The organism is Blastopirellula marina DSM 3645 (assembly GCF_000153105.1).
Lineage (GTDB): Bacteria > Planctomycetota > Planctomycetia > Pirellulales > Pirellulaceae > Blastopirellula > Blastopirellula marina.
In genome coordinates, this window is the sequence record NZ_CH672377.1 from 1,575,072 (window position 1) to 1,591,738 (window position 16,667).

The 16,667-nt window shown below is 56.6% G+C and carries 17 protein-coding genes; 8 read left to right on the forward strand and 9 right to left on the reverse strand.

The genetic code is table 11. The annotated features are described in order from the left end of the window. Window positions 1–98: 98 nt before the first annotated feature. Window positions 99–518, reverse strand: a complete 420-nt coding sequence (locus DSM3645_RS25550) for a hypothetical protein (RefSeq protein ID WP_002655535.1) — start codon at window positions 516–518, stop codon at window positions 99–101. A gap of 223 nt (window positions 519–741) precedes the next feature. Further along, window positions 742–1,374 carry a response regulator gene (locus DSM3645_RS25555; RefSeq protein WP_002655536.1) on the reverse strand — a complete coding sequence of 211 codons (633 nt, stop codon included), beginning with the start codon at window positions 1,372–1,374 and terminating at the stop codon, window positions 742–744. A 407-nt stretch (window positions 1,375–1,781) separates the two neighbouring features. Between DSM3645_RS25555 and DSM3645_RS25560 the strand changes: the two genes are divergently transcribed. The 3 genes from DSM3645_RS25560 (at window position 1,782) to DSM3645_RS25570 (ending at window position 6,504) form a co-directional block, all read left to right on the forward strand. Continuing rightward, window positions 1,782–3,161 (forward strand): sigma-54-dependent transcriptional regulator, encoded by a 1,380-nt coding sequence (locus DSM3645_RS25560; protein ID WP_002655537.1) that lies wholly within the window; start codon window positions 1,782–1,784, stop codon window positions 3,159–3,161. A gap of 185 nt (window positions 3,162–3,346) precedes the next feature. Next, a complete protein-coding gene (locus DSM3645_RS25565) occupies window positions 3,347–4,753 on the forward strand; it encodes a sulfatase-like hydrolase/transferase (RefSeq protein ID WP_002655538.1) in 1,407 nt (468 codons plus the stop codon). Window positions 4,754–4,809: 56 nt separating this feature from the next. Further along, window positions 4,810–6,504, forward strand: a complete 1,695-nt coding sequence (locus tag DSM3645_RS25570) for an FAD-dependent oxidoreductase (RefSeq protein ID WP_002655539.1) — start codon at window positions 4,810–4,812, stop codon at window positions 6,502–6,504. A gap of 2 nt (window positions 6,505–6,506) precedes the next feature. Here DSM3645_RS25570 and DSM3645_RS31670 read toward each other — a convergent pair whose 3' ends face one another. The 4 genes from DSM3645_RS31670 to DSM3645_RS25580 all read right to left on the reverse strand — a co-directional run bounded on the left by DSM3645_RS31670 (window position 6,507) and on the right by DSM3645_RS25580 (window position 8,636). Next, window positions 6,507–6,638 (reverse strand): hypothetical protein, encoded by a 132-nt coding sequence (locus tag DSM3645_RS31670; RefSeq protein WP_261339874.1) that lies wholly within the window; start codon window positions 6,636–6,638, stop codon window positions 6,507–6,509. A 215-nt stretch (window positions 6,639–6,853) separates the two neighbouring features. After that, on the reverse strand, window positions 6,854–7,009 hold the full coding sequence (locus DSM3645_RS30565) for a hypothetical protein (protein WP_002655542.1): 156 nt from the start codon (window positions 7,007–7,009) through the stop codon (window positions 6,854–6,856). Window positions 7,010–7,263: 254 nt separating this feature from the next. Continuing rightward, entirely contained in the window at window positions 7,264–7,983 is a 720-nt protein-coding gene (locus DSM3645_RS25575) for a hypothetical protein (RefSeq protein WP_002655544.1), read from the reverse strand. Window positions 7,984–8,042: 59 nt separating this feature from the next. Then, entirely contained in the window at window positions 8,043–8,636 is a 594-nt protein-coding gene (locus tag DSM3645_RS25580) for a hypothetical protein (protein ID WP_002655545.1), read from the reverse strand. Window positions 8,637–8,839: 203 nt separating this feature from the next. On the opposite strand from DSM3645_RS25580, the gene DSM3645_RS25585 reads away from it, so the two are divergent. Then, complete coding sequence (locus DSM3645_RS25585; RefSeq protein WP_002655546.1) at window positions 8,840–9,586, forward strand: sugar phosphate nucleotidyltransferase; 747 nt, start codon at window positions 8,840–8,842, stop codon at window positions 9,584–9,586. A 68-nt stretch (window positions 9,587–9,654) separates the two neighbouring features. Beyond that, a complete protein-coding gene (locus DSM3645_RS25590) occupies window positions 9,655–10,623 on the forward strand; it encodes a ribose-phosphate diphosphokinase (RefSeq protein WP_040353018.1) in 969 nt (322 codons plus the stop codon). Between the two features lie 22 nt (window positions 10,624–10,645). Here DSM3645_RS25590 and DSM3645_RS25595 read toward each other — a convergent pair whose 3' ends face one another. Then, window positions 10,646–11,158, reverse strand: a complete 513-nt coding sequence (locus DSM3645_RS25595) for an EVE domain-containing protein (RefSeq protein ID WP_116344572.1) — start codon at window positions 11,156–11,158, stop codon at window positions 10,646–10,648. 183 nt (window positions 11,159–11,341) lie between these two features. On the opposite strand from DSM3645_RS25595, the gene DSM3645_RS25600 reads away from it, so the two are divergent. From DSM3645_RS25600 to DSM3645_RS29020, 3 genes are read left to right on the forward strand one after another with little or no spacing between them, the layout of a single operon-like run. After that, the gene (locus DSM3645_RS25600) at window positions 11,342–12,283 is read left to right on the forward strand and encodes a hypothetical protein (protein WP_002655549.1); all 942 of its coding nucleotides are present in this window, start codon (window positions 11,342–11,344) and stop codon (window positions 12,281–12,283) included. Continuing rightward, a complete protein-coding gene (gene bioF, locus DSM3645_RS25605) occupies window positions 12,283–13,458 on the forward strand; it encodes an 8-amino-7-oxononanoate synthase (RefSeq protein ID WP_002655550.1) in 1,176 nt (391 codons plus the stop codon). The genes DSM3645_RS25600 and bioF overlap by 1 nt, the downstream gene beginning before the upstream one ends. A 21-nt stretch (window positions 13,459–13,479) precedes the next feature. Beyond that, a complete protein-coding gene (locus DSM3645_RS29020; protein WP_002655551.1) occupies window positions 13,480–14,499 on the forward strand; it encodes an NAD-dependent epimerase/dehydratase family protein in 1,020 nt (339 codons plus the stop codon). Between the two features lie 3 nt (window positions 14,500–14,502). On the opposite strand, the gene DSM3645_RS25615 is transcribed toward DSM3645_RS29020, so the two are convergent. Next, window positions 14,503–14,862: a hypothetical protein gene (locus DSM3645_RS25615; protein WP_002655552.1), complete on the reverse strand. Its 360-nt coding sequence runs from the start codon at window positions 14,860–14,862 to the stop codon at window positions 14,503–14,505. Between the two features lie 176 nt (window positions 14,863–15,038). Next, complete coding sequence (locus DSM3645_RS25620; protein WP_002655553.1) at window positions 15,039–16,559, reverse strand: hypothetical protein; 1,521 nt, start codon at window positions 16,557–16,559, stop codon at window positions 15,039–15,041. Between the last annotated feature and the right edge of the window lie 108 nt (window positions 16,560–16,667).

Below are 16,667 nucleotides of genomic sequence, written 5' to 3' on the forward strand. Positions count from 1 at the left end.
CGGATAGCGCGAGAGCACCCAAGAACGCGAAGAGGCGATTCCTGACGGAATCGCCTCTTCTATTGCGCTGACGTAACGCGTTCGCTTGACCGACTTATTTATTCAGCCGCGGCGGACTTTGTCTTTTCGATAAGGCCGAACAGATGTCCGCTTACTTCTCCGTGCGTCCAGGTCCCGGCATATTTGTCACCATCGATCACAACATGAGCGCTGAACGTGCCGAGTCCCGGGATCGCGACATCCTCCAGCGTGATCACCGGCGTCTTCCCGGCCCATTTCACTTCGAGCGGCATCGGGATGACCGCGTCATTCTCGCCATATTTCACCCGAGCATTGAACAGCCAGAGGTCTCCCTCCTCTAGTTTGTGGACGCTCCGAATTTCGTAGCGTTCTTCTTTCGGGGACATGTCACGGCCAACCACCGTAAACTTGCCGACCAGCGTCGCGCCTGTCAAAGTCTCTGAGAACTTTGCAAACAACGCCTTTTGCTCGGCGTTGGGCTCGGCGGCAGAGACCATCGGCGCGCAGGATGCGATGGTAAGAACGAGGAAAAGCAGGAGAGCAGTGGAGCGCTTCATATTAGGCGACTCTCGATGGAATACTGTGAGTGAAGGGAAAACCAACGAACAGTTTGGCGGCTGTTTTCATTTTGGCCGCTTTCTCCCGGGCAGGCAACGCGCAAAAAGAGAGACCGCCTTCGGAAAGACGGTCTCTCTTAATTCTCTAGCTCGTCGACTGGCTTTAGACCAAGCCGCGTCGAACCGCCCAAACGGCGGCTTGCGTGCGATCGGTGACATCGATCTTGCGCAAAATGTTTTGCACGTGTTCTTTGACCGTTTCGATGCTAATGGTCAACGAACGACCGATCTCACGATTACTGAGTCCCAACGCCAGATGGCGGAGAACTTGCATTTCGCGATTGGTGAGCGGAATATCGCTGTGCTTCGCTTCTTGACGCTTGGCCATCGCGCCGCGAACGCGATTCATAAGGCTATCCTCGGCGATCGGGCTATCAGTCGCGGCGTTTTCGATCGCGGTGACGATCGTTTCCCGCGATGATCCCTTCAGCACATAGTCGTGAGCGCCTAGCGCAACTCCCCGAGCAATGTAAGTCGGGTTGTCGTACGTTGAGAGCATGACGACCCGCGTATTGGGAGACTCTTTTTTGATTTTCTCCAGCGCCGCCAAGCCATCGGTATCAGGCATGCGAATGTCCATCAGCACAACATCCGGTTGATGGGCAAGCGCTTTTTCAACCGCTTCGCTACCGGTAGAAGCTTCGTCTACGATGCTGATTTCGGTTCCTTTGAGCAGACTGGCAAGTCCGCTGCGAACCACTTCATGATCGTCCGCAACAACGACGTTAATTCCCATTTTCTCTACTCCACAACATTTACGAGCGGTGCAACTACATGCATACCTGCCCGCTACCAGCGGGACCTGACCAAGATTGGGCGATGAGACCGCGAATGCCCAGTCAAACATTAGTTGGCTAACTACAGGATATCTTAACGCTGTACCCGTAAATAGCTAGTGCTTTTGGCGGGGTGGTGCGCGATTTGCGGCGTACCACGCCCCAATAGGTGGCTAAAATGGCCAAAAGTAGGCATTCCGTTCGTCCAACCCGCAGGATAGTGATTACCGCAGTGTTGCGTTTTCGCACCGGTGCGTTGACTTCCGGCAAGGCGTGACCTAAATATCTCTGGCGGCGCCAACTGCAGATTCGCCCTGCCAGCAAACCCCCTGGTCGCCAAATTCCCGCCAAGCATCAAAGTGAAATCATGAGTCAGCCCCAAATACTGTTGGTCGACGACGATCGTCATGTGCTCGATTCGATGGGCATGTGGCTGCGCGAGATCGGCTATACGGTCACGACATCTCCCGGCTATCAAGACGCAGTCGCGCAACTGGCCGAGCATAAGTTCGACCTGGTGCTAGCTGACGTCCGTTTGCAGGATGGTGATGGGTTTGAATTGCTGCGACACATTCGCAAGGCGCAGCCGGAACTGACGGTCATCTTGATCACTGGATACGGCACCGCTGACGACGCGGTCGAAGCGATCCGTCTCGGCGCGTTCGACATGCTGACCAAACCGCTGATCGATCGCGAATTAGAAATGGCGATCAGCCGCGCTTTATCGCAGCGTCAGGTCCTGGCCGAAAACGAAAAACTGAAAGAACAGCTCGATCTGCGCTACGGCCTCGAGAACATCATCGGCCACGACCATCGCATGTTGAAGATCTTCGACATGGTCGACAGCGTCGCCGATACCCGCGCCACCATCTTGATCACCGGCGAAAGCGGAACCGGTAAATCGCTGCTGGCTCGCGCGATTCATCGTCGCAGCAATCGCCGCGAAAAGCCATTTGTCGAAGTCGCTTGCGGCGCCTTACCCGAGTCGCTACTTGAAAGCGAATTGTTCGGCCATGTCGCCGGCTCGTTCACTGGCGCAACAACCGACAAACTGGGCAAGTTCAAGCAAGCTGACACCGGTTCGATTTTCCTCGACGAAATCGGCACCGCGCCGCAAAGCATGCAGGTCAAATTGCTCCGCGTGCTGCAAGAACTGCAATTTGAGCCGGTCGGCGGCAATACGACGATTTCAATCGATACGCGCGTCATCCTGGCGACCAACGAAAACTTGGCGAACCTGGTCGAACGGGGAACGTTCCGCCAAGACTTGTTCTATCGCGTGAACGTTATCAATCTGGAACTGCCGCCGTTGCGTCAACGCATGACCGACATACCGCGCTTGGCCAATCACTTCCTCGAAGAAGTTCGCCAAGACACCGGGCGTCAGATCCGCGGCTTCACCGAGGAAGCGATTTCGGCGCTGCAGCGATACCAATGGCCCGGCAACGTTCGCGAACTGCAAAACGTCGTTGAACGTTCGGTCCTGCTGTCGAAAAACGAGATGATCGGTCCCGGCGAATTGCCGGCTGCAATCGCGTCGGGCGCCCCGGTTTCGGTCCAACGGACCAACGGCCGGACCTTGAAGGAAGCGCTCGAAGCTCCGGAACGTCAGATCATCCTGGAGACGCTCGAGTCAAACGGCTGGAACCGCAACCTAACTGCCGACGAATTGGGCATCAACCGTACGACGCTCTATAAGAAAATGAAACGCTTGGGACTGGAAGATCTAGCCGGCGTGCATCACTAAGCGTTTTCCGACAAACCACCAGAATCAGGCCGCCGTCGTTGCGGCTTGGCTCGTTTCTTGGGCCAATTGCTGGATTCGCCTCCTCAAATCGGCGAGAATGTTTTTCTTGAGCGGCAGTGATGCTCCGTGATATCATGCGGATTCCGCTCACACCGCATTTCTCCCTTTCTCACCGATGCTCGCCCATGTTTTCGACTCGACTGATGACGTTCGTTTGCGCGCTGGCTTCCGCGTTGCTCGTCTCCAATGCCGTTGCCGCCGAAAAAAGCAAGCGTCCACCCAGCATCGTCTTGATCGTTTCCGACGATCAAGGCTTCGCCGACCTCAGCTGCATCGGCGACAACGGATGTCGCACGCCGCGTTTGGATCAGTTGGCCGCAAGCGGAACGCGGCTGACTAGTTTTTACGTCTCGTGGCCTGCTTGTACCCCGTCGCGGGCATCGCTGATGACCGGCCGCTACCCGCAGCGTAACGGCACGTACGACATGATCCGCAACGAAGCGCCCGACTACGACTATCTCTACACGCCGGAAGAGTACGCCGTTACCGCCGAACGAATTCTCGGCACCGACCTGCAGGAAGTTTTTCTCGCCGACGTTTTGAAACAGGCCGGTTACGTCAGCGCCGTTTTCGGCAAGTGGGACGGCGGTCAACTGAAACGCTATTTGCCGTTGCAACGCGGTTTTGATCAGTACTACGGATTCGCCAACACCGGAGTCGACTACTTTACGCATGAGCGTTACGGCGTGCCGTCGATGTTTCGCGATAACCAGCCGACCGAAGAGGACAAAGGAACTTACCTGACCGATCTCTTCGAGCGTGAAGCGATTCGCTTTATCGACGAGAACCACGATCGCCCCTTCTTCCTCTACTTGCCGTTTAACGCCCCGCATAGCGCCTCGAATTTAGATCGCTCGATCCGGGGATTCGCCCAAGCGCCGCAGGAATACCTGGATCACTTTCCCGGCGGCGAGAGCAAACAGGAGAAACGTCGACAAGCCTATCTCGCGGCGGTCGAGCGAATGGACGAAGCGATCGGCAAAGTTGTTGATCAGCTTCAGCAGCACCAGATCGCTGACAATACGTTGATCATTTTCCTCTCTGACAACGGCGGAGGAGGGGGGGCGGACAACTCGCCCCTTCGCGGTGGGAAAGCGAAGATGTTTGAGGGCGGTAACCGCGTTCCGTGCATCGTTCATTGGCCCGGCAAGGTTCCGGCCGGCAAAGTCAGCAACCAGTTTCTCACGTCGCTAGAGGTTTTTCCGACCGTGATCGCAGCGATCGGCGGAAAACTTCCCGACGACGTGATCTACGATGGGTTCGACATGCTGCCGGTTCTAAACGGCGCAAGCTCGCCGCGTGAAGAAATGTTTTGGAAACGTCGCGGCGATGTCGCAGCGCGGGTTGGCGATTGGAAATGGGTCGACAGCGCCGCCGGCAAAGGCCTGTTCGATCTCGCCCATGATATCGGCGAGAAAAAAGATCTCTCGAAAGAACATCCCGAAATGCTCGCCAAGTTAAAAGCGAGGTTCGACGCTTGGACTGCCGAAATGGAAGCGGCCGATCCGCGAGGCCCCTTCCGCGATTACTGATCGGTCCTCTCTGCACGCTGCGTTCGCCCCTTCGATTTCTCCCGCCTGGTATCCTCATGACTCTCGATCGTCGCTCTTTTCTTCGTATCGCAGGTGGATTGACTGGCGCGATTTCGTGCACGCCGTGGCTATTGGCCGACGCACCGGAACAAAGCGGTGAATTTGCCGCTGACGTGGCGATCATCGGCGGCAGCTTGGGAGGCTGTGCTGCGGCGATCGCCGCTTTGCGGCGCGGCCTAACCGTCGTCATGTCCGAAGAGACCGATTGGATCGGCGGCCAACTGACGTCGCAAATTGTTCCGCCGGACGAGCATGCTCAGATCGAGACTCGCGGCGCTAATGCGTCCTATCGCAAATTTCGTCGCGATATCCGCGCCTATTATCGCGATCACTATCCGCTAACCGACGCCGCGAAGAGTCAAACGAATCTGAACCCCGGCGGCGGCAGCGTTTCGCGTCTTTGTCATGAGCCGCGCGTCGCGTTGGCGGTGCTGACCGAGATGCTGGCTCCCTATCAAAACAGCGGTAAGCTGACGCTGCTGCTGGAACACGTTCCGGTGCAAGCCGACATGCAAGGAGATCGCATCTCCAGCGTGACGGTTCGGTCGCTGAATAAAGGAAGCGAGCAGACGCTGACGGCGCCTTACTTTATCGATGCGACCGAACTGGGCGATCTCCTACCGTTGACCGGAACCGAATACGTCACCGGCGCCGAAGCGAAAGCCGACACGGAGGAACTACATGCCGCCGACGTCGCCGCGCCGGCCAATCAACAAGCGTTTACTGTTTGCTTTCCGCTGCAATTCGTCGCCGGCAAAGACTTTGTCGGCGATCGACCGGCCGACTATGATTTTTGGCGTGACTATGTTCCGGCGCTCACGCCTCCTTGGTCGGGTAAATTACTGGATTTGAGCTATTCTTCGCCACGCGACCTCAAGCCGAAAAAGCTCGGCTTTGATCCCACAGGCGCCGCGACTCCCGGCTCGCTCAATCTGTGGCTTTATCGGCGGATTCTCAATACGGCGAACTTTCTCCCCGGATCGTTTGCAGGGAGCGCTACGCTGGTCAATTGGCCGCAGAACGATTACGTGTTGGGCAATTTGATCGATGTCTCTGAGGCCGAAAAGCAAAAGCATATCCATCAGGCGAAGCAGCTGAGCTTGTCTCTCTTCTATTGGCTGCAGACCGAATGTCCGCGCAGCGACGGAGGCGCCGGGTTCGCCGGTTTGCGGCTGCTGCCCGAAATGACCGGCACGACCGACGGCATGGCCAAGTATCCTTATATTCGTGAGTCGCGGCGCATCATCGCCGAGACCAGAATCACTGAGTTACATGTCGGCGCCGAGCAGCGATCTGTGATCACAGGGCAATCGGGCAAACAGCTAAAGGCAAAGTCGTTCGCCGATTCGGTCGGCGTCGGCTCGTACCATATCGATCTGCATCCCAGCAGCGGCGGCGATAACTACATCGATTTCGCTTCGTTGCCGTTTCAAATTCCGCTGGGAGCGATGATTCCGCGGCGCATCGAAAATTTGATCCCGGCCTGCAAAAACATCGGTACTACGCATCTGACCAACGGCTGTTACCGTTTGCATCCGGTCGAGTGGGGCATCGGCGAAGCGGCCGGCTGCTTGGTCAGTTTCGCGCTGGAGAAAAAAGAGACTCCGCGGGGGATTCGGTCGGCGCCCGACAAGCTGGCTGATTTCCAACGTTCGCTGACGGCAGAGGGATTCGAGCTTGCTTGGAGCTAATTTTACCGAGTAACTTCGTCAAAGATCATTTGGACCGCCAACAGTGCACGGGGAGTCGCCCAGAGCAGTATGGTCATCGCAACAATGCCCGTCGTGACCGCGATGCCCCAGAGCAAGAGATTCCGATACGTCACGGTTGATTCCCACGCATTCATCGACGTACCTTTCGGAGATAAGTCATTCAGGTCGACGCCAGCAACAAGATGACAAGCGCGCCCACTTTCCAAATTACGCCAACGGCGACAAGCACAATCACTTGACGAGCCGTTGGCTTATACTTCCCCCATCTCATGACATCTCCTGTCGTGAAGTTCATGCGAAGCCATTGCCGCCGCACGCTGTACCGGGATCAATAAGGGGAGTTGGTTCCCCAACACTCCGACAGGACGGCGAAGAGAACGAATCCAGCGCCGCACGTTCCCAATCCGCAGGTCAACACGAGCCCGATCCGCCAAGTGAAAGACTCCAGCGGCAAACGGTCCTGATTCTCTTGCGGATAACTCATCTTGATTGCTCGCTGGATGGAAAAAAGGGAATCAGGAGCTGAATCCACTGGAACAGGCCAGCGCCCCGGAGACTGCCGCGAATTTCCAAACGATGCCGTCAACGATGAAGAGAGCGATTCGCTTAGCCGTCTGTTTCGTCCAGATCTTCATCACGTTTTCCGTTCGGTGGATAGAGTCGTTTTCGCCTGCAAATAGATAGGCGAAATCGAAACGGAAACGGGGTAATCGAAAAGTCGACGGGAGAAAGTTCGTGCTACAGCGAAGTTGGAGTCTCGCCGCTAGACGCTGCTTCCTTCAGATCGGCGTCAATGACGTCGGCGGTTGTCAGAATACGCTCATTTTCGATCTGAATCGGCGCTGGAACATACTCGACCAACGTCTGCGGATGAGCGTCGCGGAATTCCATTTCCCACTTTTCTGGGAGTCCTTCAATGTGGGCTTCGTGCGGCAGCGGCATATCCAACAACAGCAGCCGCGAACGCCCTGTCAGCGCGTGTCGATAAATCTCGAGACGTTCGATCGGAATCTTTGCATCGCTCGCCATGGCCAGATAGGCCGCCAATTTGGGCAAATCGTCGTCACTAAACTGCGGATTGTCGACCGAAATTCGCAGGCCAGCGCCCCCATATTCGTAGGAAGCGCCGAGCAACTCAATGTTCCCCAAAATTCCGGCGCGATGATTGTTGATCTGCAATTTGCGATCGTAGTTGGCGGCGGCAAAGAAGAGAGCGATACAGGTCGATAGCGTCACCATCTCCGGCAGGCTGATGTGAAATCGCTTTTCTTCGGCCCAGCGGCGACGGATCTGTCCGATGATATAGATGGCGCCCCCTAGCAGAACCGACATGCTGAGGGGAAAACGCCAATAGAAATGGCCTGTTGCGACCCCCAAAATGGTGATCGCAACCGCCAGATTTAGCAGCGCGACTGCGGCAGGCAGTCGCCAGGCATGGAAGTAGGTGGCATATCGCATAGCTCTTGTACCCAACAAAGCTGGCGCTCAAAAGCTTGTGACCGGCCGTCGCCCCCCCCCTACTGGAAGGCAGCCTCTAGTTCTTTCAGCACCATTTCCTCTTTATCGGATATTCGCACGCCAAAACGTCCTAAGATTCCGCCAGTTGCGTCGGCAACTTTGCGAGCGCGTCCGATCGTTTCGTCATGAAACGCTTTATCCTGCTCAGGCGACAAACTTTCGCGCAAGGCGCGAACGTAAACCTGCCAGACTTTCATGCTCTTTTCTTGCGGCTTGTGTTCCAGCCAGTTTTGCAGCACTTCGTAGCTGGGGTGCCCCTTTTCGACGTGAAATTCCAGTGCGGCCTGCAAAATCGCCGCTTTCTCTTCAACCTGCATAATTCCATCGGCCCAAGCGACGGCCATCAGCGGGAAAAGAGCCATCGCGGTTAGATTTTCCGCGGTCACGCCGATGTCGACAAAGTGCTGCAATAGCGCAAGATCACTGACCCCAGTCGCCTTCTGCAGCGCCGCAATCTGCTCTTCCTTTTGGACCTGTTCCCACAGTTGGTCCCACAGTTCTTGGTTCTTGGGGACGAACATCGAATCCAACAAGGTTTTGAAGTTGGTCGATTCGTGGTGGTGCGGATGCAGCGGGTTGTTTGGTTGATTCACGGGGCGCCTTCGCAGCTTACGTGCACAGAGAGGAGAGTTTCCATTACTACTCGCATTTTATCCCCATTGATCTGCGGGAACCACTACAAGGTTTCGGCTGTCCGAAAACAGTTCGCGGGCTGGAACCAAGACGCGGTTCGTGGGATATTGGCGACCCGCTCCATTCATTCGAATCGATGGCCGAAACCCCCTAAGAGCCGATAATGAAAAGACTTGCAGTCGTCCTTGCCGCCGGCAAGGGAACCCGCATGAAGTCGGAGCTGCCCAAGGTTCTGGTTCCGGCTTTGGGGCGCCCGATGATCGAGTATGTGCTCGACGCGCTGGCCAAAGTCGGCGTCGATCAGGTCTTGGTCGTAGTTGGACATCGCGCCGATCTGGTTCGCGAAACGTTGGCTCATCGCCGCGGCGTCCGCTTTGTCGAGCAGACCGAACAACTGGGAACCGGGCACGCAGTGATGGTTTGCCGTGACGAACTGGCCGATTTTGACGGATCGGTCGTTGTGCTGACCGGAGATTCGCCGCTGGTGCAGACCAGTTCGCTAGAAAAGCTGCTGGCTCGGTTCGAGCAAGAGAAGATGGCCTGTTTGTTGGGGACCCTAGAAAAAGAAAATCCAACCGGTTTGGGACGGATTGTTCGCGATGCCGAGGGGAGATTTACCGGCATTGTGGAAGAAAAAGATGCGACTGAGCAGCAGCGGCAAATTCGGGAGGTGAATATGAGCACCTACGTCTTCGATTGTCAAAATATGCTGTCGGCGCTCGATAAATTAACCAATCAGAACCGTCAGCGTGAGTACTACATCACCGACTGTCCCGCGATTTTGCGGCAGTTGGGCCTGCCGGTCGACGCTTCCCCGGTCCTGGAGCCCTGCGAGGCGCTCAGCGTGAATTCGATGGAGGATTTGCGTTTGGTGGAAGATCAAATGAGCCGTCTCGGTTACACTAATTGATTCTCGCTCGGCCCTTGCTGCCTGTACCAGACGCCCCTTCGGTTTAGATCGTGCATTCCGCTTCGAAAATGAGAGAGATCAAAATCTTTAGCGGTCGCGCGAATCCGCGTCTGGCCGGCGACATTTGCAAATTCCTGAACATACCGCTCGGGCGAATAACGCTGGGCGAGTTCCCCGATGGTGAGAACGCCTGCAAAATCGAAGAAGATGTCCGCGGTCGCGACGTCTTCTTGATTCAGCCGACCTGTCCTCCGGTCAACAACAACATCATGGAGTTGTTGATCATGATTGACAGTTGTCGCCGCGCCAGCGCCGAACGGATCACCGCCGTGATCCCCTACTTCGGCTATGCGCGTCAGGATCGCAAAGACGAAGGTCGCGTGCCGATCACCGCCAAGCTGGTCTCTGACGTCATCACCGCGGCCGGCGCCGATCGCGTGTTAACGATGGATTTGCACGCCGCGCAGATCCAAGGATTTTTCAACGTGCCGGTTGACCACTTGTACGCCGCGCCCGTTTTGAATCATTTCTTCCAGGCGCTGAATATCCCCGAAGACGAACTGGTGATCGTCAGCCCCGACGCCGGCAGCATTAAGCGTGCGGTCAGTCATCATCGCCGCTTGGGAGGACGCTTGGCGATTTGTGACAAACGCCGTCATAGCGCCAGCGATACGACCCAAGAAAACATCATCGGCGGTCCGGTCGAAGGACGTACGGCGATCATCTTTGACGACATGATCAGCACCGCCGGCTCGATCTGCGGCGCCGCCAAGACAACTTTTGAAGCCGGCGCCAAAGAGATCTACATCGCGGCTACCCACGGCGTGTTGTGCGGAGACGCGATCGCTCGTCTGCAAGCGGCGCCGATCAAAGAGATCATTCTGACCGATACGATTCCGCATCAGTCAGGGCACTTGCTTCCCAATACGAAGATCTTGACCGTCGCGCCGCTCCTGGGGGAAGCGATCAAACGCATCCACAATGACGAGTCGATCAGCGCGATCTTCCGCGAAGATTTTGGCGCGTTCCAGGGTTAAGCGGCGACGCCAGCGAAGTTGACTATTTGCTCTTCTTCGTTCGTTTCGCCAATTTCAAGATCGCGTCCCATTCCGACTTTTTGACCGGTTGCACCGAAAGCCGCGAACCTTTCCGCATCAATTCCATCTCGGCCAGCGCCGCGACGCCGCTCAGTTGATCCCGGCCCAGCGCCTCGTCGAAGATCTCGGTCAATTGAATGTCGACCATAAACCAGCGAGGAGCGTCCGGCGTACTCTTCTCGTCAAAGTGATGGTTCTTCTTGTCCCAAGAGGTATGGTCGGGATAGCTTTCCTTGACGATCTTCGCCGTGCCGACAATCGCCGGCGGCTTGGCGTTGCTGTGATAGAAGAAGACCTCGTCCCCGACCTTCATATCGTCGCGCATGAAGTTGCGAGCCTGATAATTACGGACTCCGCTCCAAAACGTCGTTTGTTTTTTTTCGTTGGCCAGATCGTCAATCGAATACGACTCAGGCTCGGTTTTCAACAACCAATAACGCTTTGCGGAGCTTGATTTTGCTGCTTTTTTGGCCACGACGTGCAACTTTCGGCGATAGCATGCCAGAAAACGGGTTGGGAGAGTTCTGTCTCATCATCTAAAATCAGCTAATTGCCGCAAGATAGGAAACCGGACTCACCGGCCATTTCTTCTATCATTGGCCCCCTGAATTCAACCAATTTGCATGCGACTTTTGCGAATAACAAATAACCAAAACCAATGAACCAAACGCCTCCCAGCAAAACGATTCAGCTTGACCAGTTTATGGCCGTGCCGATGTTCTGCGCGTCGCTGCTGTTTCTGGTCTTGGTCGCGGCGGCGGTGCAAGAGTTCACTTCCGATTCGATTTACCAATCGAGCGAAATCAGCCTCTTTTTCTTTGGCTGCACGTTAGCGATGTTTCCGCTATTTTTAGGGGAGGCCATCGCCCACTATCGACTCGGCAGCCCCCACTGGAAGTCAGCTCTGAAACGCGCGTTTCTGCCCCCGCTGCGTCTGGCGGCTCGCGATCATGAAACCGGCCGAACGATGTGGCTCCCGATGATGGGATGGCACGAAGTCGATGACGATTTGCATGAAGAAGTCGAGAAGGCCTTTAGCGGCCCCATGATTGTCGTCGCGCTCATGATCTTGCCGCTGCTTTGTCTCGATTTCATGTCCCACTTCCGCTTCAACATCAACGAATATCCCTGGATCCAGGTCATTATCGAAACCGGCTATAGCATCACCTGGCTGGCGTTTACCGCCGAGTTTATCGTGATGTTCTCGCTGGTCGACAAGAAATTTACCTACGTTAAGAAACATTGGGTCGATCTCCTGATCATTTGCCTCCCGCTGGTCGCCTTCCTGCGGATGGTGCAATTTTCTCGGCTTCTGCGGTTGCAGCAAGTGACTAAAGCGACGCGCATTTACCGACTGCGAGGACTGTCGCTGCGAGTTTGGCGCGGCATCGTGGCGCTCGACGTACTTTCGCGTCTAATGCGGATTGATCCGCAGCGTCGGATCGAATTAATGGAAGAGTTGATTTCTGAAAAGGAAGATGAGATCAAAAAGATTCGTCTCCAGATAGCCGAACTACAGACGCGGCTCGATCTGAAATCGCCGATTTCGCCGTCGCACATTTCGTCAGCCGCGCCGGCCAAAGATACGGAAGCGGCCTAATGACGCGACGCCCTCTAGCTTGGATCGATGAAGAACTGCAAACGCTCGATCAACTCGAACTCCGTCGGCGTTTGCGCACGCACGCCGGTCCGCAAACGGCCGAGATTGCGATCGACGGTCAGTCGCTGATCAACTTTGGCGGCAATGACTATCTTGGTCTGGCGGCCGATCCCCGCATCGCTGCGGCGGCGACAGCCGCGATTCAGACTGAAGGCTGGGGATCCGGCGCAAGTCCGTTGGTGACGGGCCATGGCCAATCGCATGCAGCGCTCGAAGCGGCGGTCGCCCAGTTGGAAGGAGCCGAAGCGGCGCTTCTCTTCTCCTCCGGTTTCGCCGCCAACGTCGGCGCCATCACCGCTTTGGCCAGCAAAGGGGATGTGATCTTTAGCGACGCGAAGAACCATGCCAGCATCATCGACGGCGTCCGACTCTCCGGCGCTCGCCCCCAGATTTATCAGCATCTCGACATAGATCATCTCGAAAAATTGATCGCCCAAGCGGCGCCGTTTCGGCGCCGACTGATCGTGACCGATTCGTTGTTCAGCATGGATGGTGATTTCGCCCCACTGGTGGAACTGACCGAACTAGCCGCACAGTACGACGCGATGCTGCTGGTCGACGAAGCCCACGCAACCGGCGTTTTCGGCGAGCAGGGGCGCGGAGTTTGCGAGCAACTGGGAGTCGAAGACCAAGTCGACGTTCGCGTCGGCACGTTCAGCAAAGCGCTCGGCGGGCATGGCGGATTTGTGGTCGGCAGTCAGTCGCTGATTGATTGGCTGCTGAATCGGGCTCGCAGCTATATCTTTTCGACCGCGGCGCCGATGGCTTCGGCGGCGGCGATGGTCACCGCATTGCAAATCGTGCGTGACGAACCGCAACGTCGCCAACTGCTGCTAGAGCGTGCGACGAAACTGCGTAACGATTTACGTTCTCAAGGCTGGCAAGTCGGCGGCGAAAGTCAGATCATTCCGATCCGCTTAGGCGAGCCTGAGCCGACGATGCAAGCCTCGCTGCGACTGCGCGAACAAGGTCTGTTCGTACCCGGCATTCGTCCTCCCAGCGTTCCCAGCGGCGAATCTCTGCTACGCATCAGTCTTAGTTTCGCTCATACTGTCGAACATCTTGAACAACTGGTCAGCGCGCTCGATCAACTTCGCGACCAGCGGCGAATCTAAGTCCATGCTCGATAGGCGTCTATGGCGAAATACTTTGTAACCGGCGCAACCGGTTTTATTGGAAGATATCTCTGCCGGCGGTTGGTCGCTGACGGTCATTCGCTGCGCTGCGCGGTGCGTCAGACTTCAGCAACCGAACCTCTGGAACAGTTGGGCGTAGAACTGGTCGAAGTCGACCTGAGCAATCCACACGACCTAGAACAGGCGATCGAAGGTTGCGAAGCGATCTTTCATGTGGCGGGTCTCATCTGCGCCACGGCGCCGGAGAAACTATTCCACGTCAATCGTGACGGCACGCGACGAATTGTCGAAGCGGCGGCCGCTCAGACCAATCCTCCCACGGTCCTTTACATCTCCAGCCTGGCCGCCGTAGGTCCGTCGCGAACGGAACACAAGAAACGTCCCGACCACTTTCCGAAGCCGGTTTCCAACTATGGACGAAGCAAGCGAGCCGGCGAACGCCAAGCCGAGCTTGTCGCCGACCGCGTTCCGATCACAATTGTGCGGCCGAGCATCGTCTTTGGCGGAGAGAATCGTGAGATGCTGCCGATGTTTCAAGCAATTCACCGCTTTGGCGTCCATCCAATGCCCAGCGCTGAACTGCGTCTCTCCTTGATCCATGTCGACGATCTAATCGAACTAATGCTCATAGCGTTGGCTGCGGGGATGCGTATTCGGGCTCGCCGCGAAGCGAATGCGAAATACGACGGCGTCGGTTATTACTTTGCCGCCGATGAAGATCAGCCGACGTACGAAGAACTGGGAGGGCTGCTAGGGCAAGCGCTGGGAGTCGACAACGTTCGCACGCAGGAAATGCCAAAACTGGCTTTGTGGACGACGGCGACCCTCTCGGAATTGGCCGGCAATGCGATCGGTCATCCAAGTATTTTGAATCGTGACAAAATTCGCGAAGCGACTGCCGGCGATTGGATCTGCGACATTACCAACACGCAAGAGCAGCTCGGCTTTTCGCCGGCTCGTTCGCTGCAAGATCGACTGCGTCAAACGGCCGACTGGTATCGAGAAGCCGGTTGGTTATAACCGTTATCGCCTGCGCCGCAGTTCGCCCAGGATAGTCCGCTGATTCGCTAGACCGGCGAAGCCGATACCGAGCAGCATCCAGCCGAAAAAGAGCATCATCACCGGCGGGTGAACCCGGATAAACATCATCGCTCCGGCCGTAAAGACGCCGAGGCCAAACGTCGTCGCGGACAACACGCTGCAGGTCGTCCGCCAACCATCGGCCAGTTTGTGCAAATCGTCCGTCGGCGGCAGTACACGCAGTTCGACAATGGTCGAACCTGTTTCTTCGAGCTCACTGCGCGCCGCCTGTTCGTCATACGCATCGATCTCGCGGCGTTCGACCTTACCGGTCGAATCTCTCAAGTAGGCGGCGAATTGCATGCGGAAAATACCAGAGGAAAGCAGAGGCGTGAGTTTTGAAGTTGGGTTATTTGAAGTCGCCGGCGCCTATCATTCTTCGTAGTATTTCTTAAATAGCCCCACTTCAAAAAGCGCAAGCGAGTGCGAAGCTCTATTCTACCGCTCGCTCTTCCGACTGCTATGCCCGCCGGTTATGATTACGCCAGCGCGGCCCGCGTTCTTTCGACCAAGCTATTGTCGCGATCACCGGAGCCTGGCAGATTGAACATGCTCAATCCTAGATAAAGATCGCGCCATGGGGGCGAGACGTGATAATAGTCCTCTAAGACCGCTGAGCTAAACTTGTAGTCATGCGCGTCATTTCCCTTCAGGAACACAAGCACGCGGGCGGCATCCAACAACTGCCGGCCTCCTGCCACCCCAGACTCGGCCAGGTAACCTCGCGTCTTTCGCGCAGCCGTCATGGGATCACGGCTGAGATCGGCGAAAATCTGCTCGGTCGCCGCCGCACTGGGATCCAGCTTTTCGGCCGTCAGGTCGTCGATGGTGACTTCTTTGATCTTGCCGCGACTCTTCATCGCACCGCGAAACATCGGCAAAAAGGCGACGTTTTGCAGCAACATCAGCCGCCGTGTCTGATCGTCGCCCGAGGTTTGATACGCGTAGTGGAGCGCATTGGTCGAGGTCATCGCGTGCAGCACCACAATCCCCGGTTGCTGCATCAGCATCTCACCGGCCGTCAGGTGCAGCGCGTCCCAGATCGACTGCGGCGATGCACCGTGATTCAACAGATCGACCGTCAAATCGCAGGCGTCATCGTTCGAGGCGCTGCGCATTGCGACGATCAGCTCTTCGGTCGCCGCTTTGTCGAGATCGCCATCTTGCCACTCATTGCGAATCTTACTCGCTAGTTCGCTATTGCGGCGATAGGGACGATCGGCGTCATCATCCCGTTGAGCGGGGTTGCTTCCTTCGTGCATCAACAGCGCGTAGGCGAGCGAGCGCAGGACTGGCTCGGCATGTTCGCGGCCGACAAATTGCAACGTCCGCTGGCTGTTCGCAACGAAAATCGCCTTGTGACCGATCGAGCGAAAATCACGAGCGCCATAACGGTAGAACTGCTCGTAGATCTCGTTCATCCCGGCAGTGCGCGCCAACGCGGCGACCGCCGTATCCGCAGCCGCATCGTCCCAGTCGTCCATCGCGTCCGTAAACGATCGCTCCGCCGCATGCGGCCTCGGCAGCTTTCCTTCGGCGACCGCCGGCATGACCCAATCGCCCCGCTCTTGAACGTCGCGCGCCGCCGCCGACTTGTAATAGTCGAGCGCCCAGAAAATCGGCAACCAGCGGTGCTCTGGCGGAGAAGCGATGCTGGCCAGATGGGCCGAGTTGACCACGAGCACTGCGTGAAATTTATGACCGACCGAGGGGCGCGGTTCGACGTTTTTGACGCCGACCAACATGAGCGCCGCCAACAGATCGCGATAGCTGAGGCCGCCGTTAATCCGCGTGCCGATTTCTTCCAACAGGCGATCGCGCGGCGTCTCTTCAATCAACTTCACCAGCGGCTCGATCTCGGGCTGCAGATGAACGTGCGACAAATTAACGTTCGCCTCTTCGGCCGAAACCGGGCGAAGCCCTTGGAGGAACGCCAAGTTGCCTAAACCAACGATAGCGCCCGTTTGTAGAAATCCACGTCGCGATTGTTTGCCGAACATGTGCTCCGCCTCCTATGAGTTTTGCCTGGGATCCGCGCACGGTTCGCTTCCTTCTTTATCTCCGCTAAGACGCAAAGAAGCAAATGAAAAAGAGGAATGGAATACGGT

Coding starts and splice junctions, on each gene's coding strand:
- DSM3645_RS25550 (WP_002655535.1), bottom strand. CDS start 518: ATGGTCTCTGCCGCCGAGCCCAACGCCGAGCAAAAGGCGTTGTTTGCA.
- DSM3645_RS25555 (WP_002655536.1), bottom strand. CDS start 1,374: ATGGGAATTAACGTCGTTGTTGCGGACGATCATGAAGTGGTTCGCAGC.
- DSM3645_RS25560 (WP_002655537.1), top strand. CDS start 1,782: ATGAGTCAGCCCCAAATACTGTTGGTCGACGACGATCGTCATGTGCTC.
- DSM3645_RS25565 (WP_002655538.1), top strand. CDS start 3,347: ATGTTTTCGACTCGACTGATGACGTTCGTTTGCGCGCTGGCTTCCGCG.
- DSM3645_RS25570 (WP_002655539.1), top strand. CDS start 4,810: ATGACTCTCGATCGTCGCTCTTTTCTTCGTATCGCAGGTGGATTGACT.
- DSM3645_RS30565 (WP_002655542.1), bottom strand. CDS start 7,009: ATGAGTTATCCGCAAGAGAATCAGGACCGTTTGCCGCTGGAGTCTTTC.
- DSM3645_RS25575 (WP_002655544.1), bottom strand. CDS start 7,983: ATGCGATATGCCACCTACTTCCATGCCTGGCGACTGCCTGCCGCAGTC.
- DSM3645_RS25585 (WP_002655546.1), top strand. CDS start 8,840: ATGAAAAGACTTGCAGTCGTCCTTGCCGCCGGCAAGGGAACCCGCATG.
- DSM3645_RS25590 (WP_040353018.1), top strand. CDS start 9,655: ATGAGAGAGATCAAAATCTTTAGCGGTCGCGCGAATCCGCGTCTGGCC.
- DSM3645_RS25600 (WP_002655549.1), top strand. CDS start 11,342: ATGAACCAAACGCCTCCCAGCAAAACGATTCAGCTTGACCAGTTTATG.
- bioF (WP_002655550.1), top strand. CDS start 12,283: ATGACGCGACGCCCTCTAGCTTGGATCGATGAAGAACTGCAAACGCTC.
- DSM3645_RS29020 (WP_002655551.1), top strand. CDS start 13,480: ATGGCGAAATACTTTGTAACCGGCGCAACCGGTTTTATTGGAAGATAT.
- DSM3645_RS25615 (WP_002655552.1), bottom strand. CDS start 14,862: ATGCAATTCGCCGCCTACTTGAGAGATTCGACCGGTAAGGTCGAACGC.
- DSM3645_RS25620 (WP_002655553.1), bottom strand. CDS start 16,559: ATGTTCGGCAAACAATCGCGACGTGGATTTCTACAAACGGGCGCTATC.